Source organism: Terriglobus roseus (assembly GCF_900105625.1).
Taxonomy (GTDB): domain Bacteria; phylum Acidobacteriota; class Terriglobia; order Terriglobales; family Acidobacteriaceae; genus Terriglobus; species Terriglobus roseus_B.
In genome coordinates this window covers 1,281,645-1,294,431 of record NZ_FNSD01000001.1, presented here as the reverse complement: position 1 = coordinate 1,294,431, position 12,787 = coordinate 1,281,645, and the positions used below count along the sequence as shown (strand labels likewise).

8 protein-coding genes are annotated in these 12,787 nt (G+C 57.9%); 3 read left to right on the top strand and 5 right to left on the bottom strand.

The window, feature by feature from the left end:
- Positions 1-10 precede the first annotated feature (10 nt).
- The 4 genes from BLW03_RS05100 to ligD form a co-directional block, all read right to left on the bottom strand.
- Positions 11-277: a hypothetical protein gene (locus BLW03_RS05100; protein WP_083350342.1), complete on the bottom strand. Its 267-nt coding sequence runs from the start codon at positions 275-277 to the stop codon at positions 11-13.
- 2,000 nt (positions 278-2,277) lie between these two features.
- Complete coding sequence (locus BLW03_RS05085; RefSeq protein WP_074652640.1) at positions 2,278-3,048, bottom strand: hypothetical protein; 771 nt, start codon at positions 3,046-3,048, stop codon at positions 2,278-2,280.
- 43 nt (positions 3,049-3,091) lie between these two features.
- Entirely contained in the window at positions 3,092-3,334 is a 243-nt protein-coding gene (locus BLW03_RS05080; RefSeq protein ID WP_074652639.1) for a hypothetical protein, read from the bottom strand.
- Positions 3,335-3,408: 74 nt separating this feature from the next.
- A complete protein-coding gene (gene ligD, locus BLW03_RS05075) occupies positions 3,409-4,371 on the bottom strand; it encodes a non-homologous end-joining DNA ligase (RefSeq protein WP_139285105.1) in 963 nt (320 codons plus the stop codon).
- A gap of 980 nt (positions 4,372-5,351) precedes the next feature.
- Between ligD and BLW03_RS21310 the strand changes: the two genes are divergently transcribed.
- Together BLW03_RS21310 and BLW03_RS20810 are read left to right on the top strand one after the other, a co-directional pair.
- Positions 5,352-5,879: a PAS domain-containing protein gene (locus tag BLW03_RS21310; protein WP_074652636.1), complete on the top strand. Its 528-nt coding sequence runs from the start codon at positions 5,352-5,354 to the stop codon at positions 5,877-5,879.
- 478 nt (positions 5,880-6,357) lie between these two features.
- On the top strand, positions 6,358-6,555 hold the full coding sequence (locus BLW03_RS20810; RefSeq protein ID WP_074652635.1) for a hypothetical protein: 198 nt from the start codon (positions 6,358-6,360) through the stop codon (positions 6,553-6,555).
- Between the two features lie 955 nt (positions 6,556-7,510).
- Here BLW03_RS20810 and BLW03_RS20335 read toward each other — a convergent pair.
- The gene (locus BLW03_RS20335) at positions 7,511-8,584 is read right to left on the bottom strand and encodes a tetratricopeptide repeat protein (protein WP_212733140.1); all 1,074 of its coding nucleotides are present in this window, start codon (positions 8,582-8,584) and stop codon (positions 7,511-7,513) included.
- Between the two features lie 700 nt (positions 8,585-9,284).
- Between BLW03_RS20335 and BLW03_RS05050 the strand changes: the two genes are divergently transcribed.
- Positions 9,285-12,728: a choice-of-anchor tandem repeat GloVer-containing protein gene (locus BLW03_RS05050; protein WP_139285103.1), complete on the top strand. Its 3,444-nt coding sequence runs from the start codon at positions 9,285-9,287 to the stop codon at positions 12,726-12,728.
- Positions 12,729-12,787 lie beyond the last annotated feature (59 nt).

Sequence of the window (12,787 nt, the reverse complement as noted above, 5' to 3'; positions counted from 1 at the left end):
GGGCACCAGCCTACCACTTCGCTCCCAGCGACACCTTAGCGAACTGATTGTTGTCCAGAATCATCGTGAAGCCGCCGGCGCCGTTGCGGATGCCGACTGCAATACCCTGCTTGGCGGCCAGATCCTTCATCGCGCCGCCGCGCTGGGCCAGGGCTTCGATCTTCTCCGGACTAGCGAAGGTCAGATCACGCATGCGGTGCTCTCCGGTCATGTCGCTGAAGGCGACTCGCCAGACCAGGCCCTCACGCCAGAAGCGCGCGTAGACGTGGCGGGTCACCGCGGCCTCACACTTGGCGCAACGGCGCTCCCGCCCCGGATACGGCGGCGGAATGCTGCTCCGGCACCTACAACAGATCTTCCCTCGCTCCCGCTGACGGGTCGTAGACGCACGCTCGCCTCCCATGACGAGAGCTTAGGCGAAAAATCGGCGAAGATGAAGCCACAAGATGTAGGGGCTGTGGAAGCTGCTTATTGGTTCGGACGCGTGGACCAAGGGCCCTTACGGGCGTCGACGAACCTCATCGCAGAGCCTTCTTCTATATCGATGTACAGTCGATACGAGCCCTTGAGGTGGTTGATTGCCTCGATCATCGCTGGCTCGAGTGCTTCCGTCACATTCAGTGCTCTGACGATTTGACCGATCGCGGTAGGAGTCGGATGGCGCAAGACCATTCGCTGGCCGTCGCTGAGTACTCCTTCCACGGAGTACGTGACCAAGCTCAGTTCTCCGTCGGATTCGATGGACAGAACAAAGCAGGATTCCATCTCGCCATGTAGCACCGGAGCCTAGCGTGAGGAACCTCGCAGCCCGCTAAAGCGAATCGAAGAGGTGTGCAGCTCCGTGGTCACTGATCGCAGCATCAGCTCGCTTTCCCGCTATGGGCTGCGCAAGGAACGCGTCCGCGAGCTCATTCCTTCCAATGCGTTTTAACAACTTCACAAGCCCCCCACTTGCGACACGCCGCGGCGTGTCGTAGGAGTTCGTAGCTGCCAGGTGGCGGCCGCTGCACCCTCTACCGATTCCTGCGGCATGAGCTCAATGCCGCATTGATGGGAGGCAACGCTCCACAAAGACGGGCCTAAGCGTACGAGCAGGTGCCCCGTTGGCGGCACGCGCTCGCCTGCGCGAAACCGTCCGGAACTCCTCACGCGCACCCACCCGCACGTCACACGCGTTTCGAACGCTTCGCGCGCTAAATGAACTCCGGCTGCAACGCGTCCGCAAATGTGAGCCTTCGACAGCCAAGTCAATGCCTTCGAGAAAAAGCGATAACTCTATCGCATTTTGTTCCCCAGCGGACGGTCAGGCGTGTTTGTTATGGGCTATTGCTAATTCATGAAACATCGCTGCGCAATCGCATCATCGCTGAGGCAGGTCTGGGCACAGAGTCCGCTTCCAACCAAGACTGGAGCGTGCGCGTCCGCCGCGTGGACGGACTATCAAGAGCACCTCTGGACATGCGCTCTGTGCAATTCCCGCCCCCCGAAGAGTATTTCAGAAAAGGAGAGCCCGCGCGCTGGCCGAAGCTTATGACATCAGATCGGTAGGTCCCGACGCCATGTCAACCTGTCTTGCAATTGTCGGCCTCGGCATCCTCCAGCTTTTACGGATCAACCTTCCGTAGGGGCGCAACCTCAGTTGTCATCGTCGACGACGACAGTCATGCTCTGGCCACTTGCTAGTCGCAATATTTGTGCTTGGTTCTCGCCGACGATTTGGAGATCACTGAAGATCGCATCGATTCCGTCCCTCGCGATCGTTCTAGCCGCACCATGCGCATATATCACTCGAAACCCGGCCTCAGTGCGAAGGAACGTTGTGGCTGCCATGCTCGAGCGTACCAGCTATGGACCCATCGACACTCTGTCAAACTGGAACTATCTAACACCATCTGGAAGCCACGGCGCGAATGCGAATTCTTGTCGAGAGCTTGCCTAGCTGTGAGGTCTACCATGGCGCCCCACGCTCCGGCCGAGGCCTCGAGCTGGTCTCGGCTCGCGAACGTCGGGTTTGCATGCGGGATTCGCCGCGCATGTCAGTGGGTGTGACGCGCCAGACCAGACCCTCACGCTAGAAGCGAGCGTAGACGTTGTAGGTCACCGCGGCCTCGCGCTTCCGGCACAGCTGCTCCCGGTATGGGTGCTGCGGCGGGATGGTGTTCCGAGCCCGCAGCAGGTCTTTCCTGTCTCGCGCTGACGCCTAGTCGATGCACGCTCGCCTCTTATGAAGGTAAAGTGTGCAGCGAAGTAAAAGCCGAAGACTTTGGGGATTGTGGATTAGCGCCCGAGACCTCTGGCGGGACAGTAATCACCCTGGTCATGCCAGAAAGCGTGTAAGCCGTAAATGCCGACAGATTCGACCTCTCCTCCAACTTGTCTGGGGAAAAATTTAATGGCCCCTTGAATGGCTTGTTCGACAAAGCTGTAAGGGTCTTGGACAGATTGGAGCTTAAGGCGCTCAGCGGCAAGAGCCGCGGTTTCCGTAGTATTGCCAGCTTTCAGGAGAGGGATGCCCCATTCCAAAGCACCCTGAGACTCCTCAACGGTCTCGATAGATTTCTCGAAGAAGCGGAATGTGGATCCGACCATCGAGCCTCTCCCCTTCAAAATGACAAAAGCTCCGTTTTTCTTCTTGTCCCGGAAGATAACAAGGAAACTCGTCCACTCCGTCTGAGGCCATGCTGTCACACCGGGTACGCCCAGGCGTTGTGTGACCTTGCCCTCCACCGTCCGGAAGATGGCATTCGCAGAAACCTGATCAAAAGGATGAGCTTCAAGGACTGATTCTCGCAGGACGTCACGCATCCATACGCCATCGAAAAGCTCGATATTGCCGGTCGCGAGGATAGCTTCAGATCCCTCGGCTATGGCCAACTTACAGATTCCTACCCGAGTAACGCCAGATCCGTAAACAGTGCTGTCTGCGCCTATCGCTGCATGCCCTGCGTGTACTCGGTAAACGACCGCAGTGCTCTTAGCTTCATTGTGAATGATGCCGCAGTATGCGCTTGTGTTCACAAGGCACAGCAAGGTGATCAGTTTGCGCATGTCGCCAGCGTAGCACTGGAGCGCCGCATAGGAACCCTGCGTCTCACCTGAGCGTGTCGAAGAGGTGCGTCGCTTCGTCGTCGGTCAGTTCGCCTTCGGCGTTCTTTCCGGAGATGAGTTCCGTGACGAATCTATCGGCCAGATCCATCCTGCCAACTCGGTTCAAAATTGTCACCAGTTCGCCGCTGCTGATATTCCGCGGCGGATCGTATAACTTCAGAGCATGACGTTCTGCGGGGAAAAAGGTGAGTTTGCAGCGCACGCCATTGTGGCGATCCAGAACCATCCGAAGTCTCTTCGCCGTCGAGACTCCAATCTAGCACCGTCGGCAAACGAGTCAGCAGGCCAAAGGGCTTTCAGCTACTGAGCTTCTTCCTTAGTGATTGCCCTCGCGTCTTTGTCGGGGCGTAGACCTTTGAAGCTGGCGTGGCGCAGGTGGTCGTTGTCCGTCCACTCAAGGAACTCGCACTGCGCGACCATCTCTGGTCGCAGCCATACGCAGTTGCGCATCTTCTCTGCGGTCAGGCCTTGCCCCCATCGACCGGGGTTCTTCTCGGGCAGATTCGCAAAGGGCATGACTTCTGTAAGGTACGGCCTTAGCTGCTGGAAGATCGATCGACGACTGGCAGGCACGAAGCCGTTGCGCACGCTTGAGCAGAAGAACAGCTTGTCGTCGCGGTAGAAGCCGAGCAGCAAGGCATCGACACCATTGTCGCTGGGCGTGTAGCCGCCGACGACAAACTCCTGTGCCATGTTCATGCGTTGCTTCATCCAAAAGCCTGATCTTTTTCCAGGCTCGTAAAGTTCATTGAGCCTCTTCGCTATGACGCCTTCAAGCGAGTGAGCGCGTACCGTGTCGAGCATCTGCTGCAATGGCACCTGGACACTGATGGCGAGTTGCGCGTCACCGGACGCACCTTCGAACAGCTTAGCTAGCAGTTGCCGGCGTTCGTAGAGTGGCTTAGCCAGCATGCTTTTGCCGCTCAGGTGCAACAGGTCAAACGCGTAGAAGACGAGTCGCGAATATCGGCTCTTGCGGTTCTGCATGAGCTGAAAACTGGGACGGCCGGCAGTATCCAACGCGCACAATTCGCCGTCGACAGAAGTACCGGTCGGTAACAGTAGCTTCAGAGCAGAACATGGGCCATGAGCCTGTTCCGTGAGAGGCTTGCCGTTGCGAGAAAAGAGCTGCACGCCACTGCTGCCTCGGATAGCCTGAGCACGGTAACCGTCGAGCTTGATCTCGTAGGTCCAAGCCGGGCCCTCAGGCAATCTCTTCACCGCAAGGCATTCCATGGGAGCGGTGAATGTTGGTGCGGGCATAGAGATCACGGAAAGTAGGTTGGAGGCGGCGGCTGGTCGCAGGTTATGTGCTGCCCACACGCTCCCAGCGTTCCTGGATAAGAGGGCCAGCCGTCACCGGATAGATGGATGGCACAACACATCTGCAGGTTGCTGAGTCGGTTGAGTTGAGACTCTATACATTCCGTGAGGCCTATTTAAGATGCAAGATCCGACTGGATGCCCCATCACTCCATGTGGCCTCCAACGAATGGAAGACCTATCGTGAGCACATCGCAAGGTGCGAACGATGCGAAGCCCCTCAGCAAGCGTTGGCTGCAGAGGCGTCTGCAAGATTGGACTAGTGTCGGGTAGGCGGAAGATCGCTCCCGTCCCTTTTGGATAAAAATTCCGAATGGATCTACATAACCGCAGGATTGTGGCCGCGGAAGTCCTTCCGACTGGCCTACTCGTAACATTCGCTGACGCGAGTGCGGCTCTCTTCAGTACAGATCAACTAGAGCCCCTTCGATCCGCTGCGGAGCTCCGATTGGAGACGGAACTTCTGGACGCCGCGGTTCTGCAATTGCAGGACGAACTCCTCGATGCCGCCTTGGCTCAGCTGCAAAATGAACTCTCAGCCGGCGAGAACTAGCACGCATCTCAGGTCAGGCAGAGCATAGACATCTGTGAGTTCGTAGCCTGCGGAAAATTAGGAGCCTGGCGCTAGAGTCCATAACTTGGGCCCTCCGCGGCGCCCGATTACTTGGACATTCCATCAAACTGTTACAGACTCGAATAATGGAACCTTCATGAATAAGGCCCAATCTCTGCTGCATGGACTAACACCGTCCTTGTGTGAAAGTCTCGAATCCCTCTCATTGGCTGAGGGCATCGCGGTAGACGCTCTGCTGGTGGTGGCGATAGCAGAGAAGATTGCCCGATCCGAACATTCGGCTTGGCTTGGGGAGCAGCGGCGGGCGTTCTAGGCAGTAGGCCTCCCTGAGCTTGAGGGCAAGGGGTTGAACGAGCCGAAGGCCTTAGGAAACGAAAAGCGCCAAAAGTTGGCAAACCTCTTCGAGAGCGCCCCAGTTTTCCTCGCGCTTTTAAGTGGGCCGGACCACGTCTTCGAGTTGGTCAATCAAGCTTACCGTGACCTTCTTGGTAATCGCGCGCTAGTCGGCAAACGCGTCGCAGACGGTGTACCTGAACTTGTAGGGACGGCTTGCATGGACCGGCTTGATCGCGTTTACGCGAGCGGCGAGGCTCTGGTGGAGCGGGGCACTCGCTTTTCGTTTGTTCCGACGCAGGGAGAGTCACTGGAAGACAAGTTCATCGATTACGCGTACAGAGCACGACGCGCGGCCGATGGAACCATCGCCGGTATCCTCGTCTTAGGCGTGGATACGAGCCTAGTTCACAAGCTGGTACAAGGTACCGCATCGGAAGTGGCAGCATTCGAAGATCAAGTTCTTCATCATTCTGCTGAGATGACAGCGACGTACTGTCGGAGAGGGGATTCGAGGATTCGGCGTCTCGTCGCAGGGTGAGTTCTCTGGCCTTGCGGACAGCCAACGCAGTTTCCATCCAGGAGGTCTGGTGGGATAACCATGCGGCGTGTTCGAAACGGGCGACCTTTTCTGTATAGCGATGACCAGCAGATCGTCTATCGACGTGCTTTCCAACTGCGCAATGGACTCCAGACTGTCGCGCAGAGAGGGGGAGAGATGCGAAAGAAATGCAGAACTGCTGCTCATTTGCCGTCAAACCCATCCACTCATCGAGAGGTCGATAACAAAATACCAGAAACAATAAAATGACCGCGAGTTGCCAGAGCTCTTTTGGTGACTAACGTCAATTCTTACCAAAATAATCTTCGCTACAACAACATATCCCTAGCTGGGATGGGTAATCGTGGTAGCGGGTAGGGCGATCCATTTACTCAGCCAAGGAAATGAGCTCGCCACCCGCTGCCCTTGTTGACCATTCTGCTTTCATTCGGCAAGCGATATCGGGCATACTTCTCCCATGACGACGCACCATCTCATCGCGCATCACGAAAAGCAGAAGGCGATAAACGAGAAAATCTTAGCTCGACTGCTGCTTGGGCAAATGAGCATCACTCCCGGCACCCTCGACGAGCACATTCAGCGTTATCGAGACTACGTGACGTTGCACAACAGCACAATCTCTTTCCTTCGCGATCGCGTTGAGGATGCGTCTTAGGTAGGGTGGACAATCTAAAGTTGATTCATTGAGGCCGCCTGTCAGCTTGCTGCGATCGCACCTCCAGAGCACTTCCGAATCGGAAAACAGCCTGCACCGCTAAGACGCGCTTAATGAGCTTGTTAAACCCAACCGAAGTGAGAACGGATATGCTTTGCAGCCTAGCGCTACGCCGGAGCAGGGAACGTGGCGATCAACCCTATAGTCTCCGCGTCACCGGAAGGACGTCGCTCCGCCCGTCCGGCACCGGTGGTGCAGACCTTATAGAGCCGCTAAACGCGGACGCGGTCCGGGACACATTGCGAAGCCTGAGGATGCCTCCGGAGGTTCTCGCTGCCGCCGAGGCCGTGATGAAAGACCCGCAGCATGCGCAGCGCTTCATTTCGGTTGTGGAAGCAGTGCAAATTCCCTACGAAGTGCTTGAGCAAGCGCGCATCGATTTGTTTGACTGACTGACGAGCGCGACGCTATGAGGGAATGGAGTAGGAGCGGTGCAGCCGTTATGGCTTACGACATCTACGATCTCGCTTCGTCTCTGTTCACCGCTGATCGTCGACGTAAGTTTGTCGGTGAAAGACGTCGTAGACGAGCGGAGGGTCGCGGCATACACCACACCGATACCAAGCTTTGGAGCTAAGGATTCAGCGTTCGATCGCTTGTGCACGGGCTCCGAGCATTCGCAACGGAGGCTTCATAACATCTGCTATCGTTTGCTTCGAGCTGTGGGCCTCGGTCATAATCCATTGGAGTCAGACGTCCATTTGCAACGAGACTATGAAGGGCCGGCTGGCTGCTCATGAGCTGATTGTAACGACCATACAGAATCCACCTTACCGGACGTCAACGACCTATTTTGTTTTCTGTAGCGTCGTCAAGGCCGAGCTTCTGGTCAATGCGAAGACGGCGCTCTGTTCGAAATGCGCAAGGCCTCAGATGTGTAAACGCAGCCGTAGCGTTATGAAGTCGCGCGCATACGCTCCAACAAGGTGCTCCGCATCTGCTGAAAAGCGGGAACCGAAGTCAAAGTCGGCACAGCGGGAGCGAGCAGTTCGCTTATGACTCGGAAATCGTTGAGGGCATAGGCTCTCTCGAGTGCTTTGACGCCTGCGGATGTATCGCCAAGTCGGAAGCAAATCAGGGCAAGCGGAACTTCAGTTCCCGCACTCGCGTCGGGTTGGCCTTCACGATACGCCTGCAATGCCTTCAGTAATTGCGTTTCCGAATGATTCGACCAGCCGTTTGAGGCGACCGTAGATAAGGTCGTGTCCATCGGGGCGTGAAACCGGCTGGCGGTCGTTTCGAGCGACTGCACATACAAGCTGTAGAGGCGATGGTCGAAGAAGATATCGGACAAATACCTGCTGGGAGACGACAGTTGAGGTTCTGCGGCTTGCAGTTCTTGCAGTTGTCGTACCACAAGCGTGATGTCGGAGCTACCGATGGATTCGATCAGGGCTTGATCGGCAAGAATGGAACTCGAATTCGGATCGAGTTCTCTGGCGTGCGCGATCAGCTGGCCGGCTTCAGGCATCCTGCGGAGTGTCAGCAGCGCGTCCGCATGCCAGTGAAAGGTCTCGCTGTTTTTCGGGTCGAGTGATTCCGCCAGGCGGAACTCCTTCTCGGCAAGATCGGTCTTCCATTCCCAGTAGAACAATCCGAACCCGAGTACTCGATGAGCGTCGGCGGAGTTTGGAGATAGCTGTACTGCACGACGTGCAGCGGTCAACGCTTGCGGAAAGGCTTGGGCAACCTTCGTATCTGTGTACTCGGGCAGCAATTCGTACGTTTGAGCCAGGCCCGTATAAGCATCGCCGTACGAGGGGTCGATCTGCGTGGCTTTCTGGAAGGCCTTCAATGCCAGCTTCAGGCCCTCGGGATTTCGTTTACTGCAGAAGTAGAGTCCTCGCAGGTACAGGTCGTGGGCAGCTGGCTCTGCCGTATGGCCGCTGTACGATTGCGCAGAGCGCCTCTCCCTCAGCCGAAGAGCGACTACTGCGACGATGATCGCAAGCAGAGCGGCGAGGGACACAGCCGACAGCCAGTAAAGCGAGCGGCTTCTTCCTGCGGAAGGTGGGGTGGACGCGACGAGGATGGACGTTGGAACGGGAGCTACGTCAGGAGCAGCTTCCGACACGGAAAGTATCGACAACGTTTCGCCACTGGAACCTTGCACCGTCTGCTGCTGCTCTAGCGGAGGGTGCAGCCATGCATCGAGCTCCGAGACGAGGGCATATACATTGCCGCGTTCAGCACCGGGAAGCCGCCGCACGGGCAGTCCGCGGTCTTCCCAACGCTGGACCGTTCGAACGTCTCGTCCTACATGGGCCGCGATCTCTTTCCAGCCGCGCAAGGTCGATTGCGGTGTCGAAGTCATAGACATGCCCAAATGGTGTGTGTTCCCCACCGATAGACCGGGGTCTCGTCCTTAAGAAGTGGCTGAAGCAGCGACTTGAGCGATTTTGTCATACCTTGCCGCTTGTTGTCCGGCCTCTCCGCTTGTCGAAAACAACAGCCGGAGTTCAGATCAAGAGGCGTGAAGTGTGAAGCTTGCTCCCGAAGCTGGCGGACACATCTTCGCCCAAAAGATCGTCCCAGCAGACTAGCTGTGACTTCGAACACAGCAGGTAAGGACTCCCGTGACCCTTCTCCTTCTTCTCCTCTGCCGCACCGCGCGGACTCTGTTGCGCCGATTCTGGATCGTACGCCTTGCAGGTCCGACAAAGGCTTCTTTGCTGCCTCTGCTGTTTGCCAGCGCACAGGGCCTGTTGTACACGCTGAGCCTCTGTGGGCTGCCCACCGCAGCGGCGCAAACGACCACGGCCTATAGTACCCCGGTCGCCCTCAGCACCCCGGTGCAGGCGGCGGACGGCAATTTCTACACGGCTACATCTCCGACGAGTTCCTGTAACGGCTCCGTGTTCTTCCACACCACCGGAAATTGCGGCGCTATCTATCAGATCACCCCGACCGGGGTCGTCAGCCTTGTTCATACGTTCGCCTCGGACGGAACGGAGGGCTTCGACCCCAATCCGCTAGTAATTGGCCCTGACGGCAACATCTACGGAATGACGCAGGGCGGAGGCACGTCCGGCTGCTCGACCCGCGGCTGCGGCACCTTCTTCAAGATCGTCGCCAACGGGTCATCCGGCACGTTCTCCACTGTCCACTTCTTCAGCGACGCAGACACCGGGGCGGAGAGCCTTGCGCAACCGATCCTGGGTGATGATGGCTATTTTTACGAGCCTACGTTTGGGATAACCAACGGCAGCGCCATATACAACATTTCTCCAACGGGCGATTTTCATCTTCTGACGCTTCTTACAGCCGGATACCCAACCAACAGACTTGTGCAGGGAGCCGATCATAATTTCTACGGATCGTTGTACTCCGGCACGGTGGAGGGCGGATACATCTTCCAGATGACGCCAAGCGGGGTGACCAGCACGGTCTACGCTTTGCCTGCCGACAATTCGGCGGGTATCGATCCGACTGGACTTGCGCAGGGACCGGATGGATACCTGTACGGCTGGACCTTAGGTAGTCCAAATCACTATCCGTACGCGCCGGCCACCGCCTTCAAGGTAAGCACGTCGGGCAGCTTCCAGACGCTCTACACCTCAAGCGCGACGAATACGTTCGTGATGAACAGCCCACCCATCTTCGGCAGCGATGGAAACCTGTATGCCTCAGCAGTCCTCGGCGGCGATCTTTCCGCGTGCGCGGCCTACTTTGGTTCAAACCACAACGGCTGCGGGGCGATCCTGCAGGTCACGCCATCAGGCACCTTCAAAGTGGTACAGCAATTTGTAGAAGGCGATAAAGGGCAGTTTCCGCAACAACCTACTCAAGGCAGCGATGGAAAGATCGTCGCGGCAGCAAGCCACTATGAAAAGAATGCGAACACAACCGCAACCGTTCCCGGTGTCTTGTCTATGCTCGACTTGAACCTGCCCGCGCCGGTGCAGCTGTCGTTTGCCGATGGGAACGGCAACCCGATCACCGGCTCCATTCAGCCGGGTGTGCCGCTCACGCTAAAGTACAAGGTGCCTGGCGCGTACTCGCTCACCGCCAGCCAGTGCTATGCCTTTGTCCAGCCGGATGCGCAGGGAGACGTGCCCGCTGCCGCAGGAACCTGGACTGGCAAGCAAAGCGGCACCACGGATGCAACCGGCTTTTATGGCTCGGCACAGGTGACGCCCACTGCGGATGGCACGTATACCTACGCGCTGACCTGCGGCGGCACAACGTCCGGCTTCGTGACGCTGAACCTGAGCAGCAAACTACAGATCACGACGTCGTCCCTGCCGAACGGGTCTGTGAGCAAGGCCTACACCAATCCCATCCTGATTGACGGTGGCAAATCGCCCTACAAGTTCGTGGCCGACGGCTTACCTCCGGGCATCACCATCGATCCGACGAGCGGTCTGCTTGCAGGTAAGCCGACCCAGTTCGGCACGTACCAGACAACGATCGCAGTGCAGGATTCATCCACACCAGCGCTTACGGCGGGCAGGGTCTTGCCTCTCACAATCGACAAGAGCCTGATGCTGAGTGGTTCGCTGAAGAACGCCACCGTGGGCACGCAGTACACGGGCGGGCTCACCGCGACGGGTGGCTTCGGCACGTACAAATGGACCATTTCCGCCGGTGCTCTGCCGGAAGGTCTAACACTGAACGCGACCACTGGCGTCATTTCCGGGAAGCCTACGAAAGGGGAGAAGGCCACGTTCTCGATCACCATCACGGACGGGGAAAATCCTGTGGACACCGTGACGCTGGCGACTTCAATTTCGACGGTCGCACCACCGCTTATGGTGATTGGCGGCGACTTTGTGGATTGCACCGTGGGCGTGCTGTGCGACAACCAGTTCGAAGCGAGCGGTGGTACGCCCCCGTACACCTGGACCGTTGCCCCGGGAGCGACACTGCCAGCCGGTATGACGCTGGCGAGTGACGGCAGCTTCTCCTTCAAGCCCATCCAGTATTACGACCTGCCTTTCCAGATCGAAGTGCAGGTGACTGACTCCTCCAAACCGGCACTTACAGCCACCGGGATCGACGCACTCACGATCACATCCAGCCTGAAGGCGAACCCCTACACCCTGCCTGTGGCGACGGTAGGCCAGGCATATGCAGCCCCAGCACCGGTCGCCACGGGCGGGCTGCCGCCGTACACTTGGCTCGTTATTGGTTCCGACCCGTCTGTGAAAGGCGAGTATGGGGCTAAGGCGGATGGCTCACTTTATTCGCCGGGGCCCAAGACGGCTGGAACATACACGATCACATACATCCTCAAGGACTCGGAGAAGAACCAGGCAACTGTGCAGTTTTCGGTGCCGTTCACCGTGATGGCGGCGCTGACTCCCACCACCACGACACTGTCCAGTTCAAATACGACGGCGGGCACCGGCATGAACGTGACACTTACCGCGAGTGTCGCGCGGAGCGCCGGCGTTCCTACCGGAAAGGTGACCTTCTACAACGGTACGGCAGTGCTGGGTGTGTCCACCCTGGATGCGACGGGAAGCGCCTCTTTGACCACCTCGTTCGGCGCGGCGGGTAGCTACAGCCTGACGGCGCAGTACAGTGGCGACGCGGGCTTCGCTGGAAGCGTGTCTCCTGCTCTTACTGAGACTGTTGTTACGCCGGCCGTCACGGCAACTGCCAATCCGGCAACGCTAACCGTGACCTCGGGCAAGTCTGGAACCTTGACGCTTAGTCTGTCGGGCACGGGTGGTTACAGCGGTATCGTCACCTTCACCTGCGGCACGTTGCCATCCCACGTGAGCTGCAGCTTTGCCCCACCCTCCCTCACGCTGTCGTCAAGCGTAACCAGCGGCAGCAGCACCCTAACGGTGAGCACCGGCCCAACTGCGACGGCTCTCATGAGGCGGACAGGGCTGCCGAGCAGGCGTGCTCCTTTGGAACTAGCCGGGTTGTTGGGTCTGACTCTTCTTTGGACTTCGCGGAGAACGAGGTTAAGGCTGCTTCAACTCAGTCCTATGGCTCTGCTGCTGATTGCATTTGCGACCATGACCGCGCTCGGCCTGAGCGGGTGTGGAACCGCATCGCCCAATGCATCGCCCGGCACGTACGCCGTTCCTGTGAACGTCGTCGTAGGCGGTGCCACTGTGCAGAGTGTGACTGTCAGCGTTGTGGTGATGCAGCAGTAGAGGGCGCGCCCCCAAGCGCCCAGGCGAAACAGTTCACCGCAGTTCTGAAAGGTACCTTC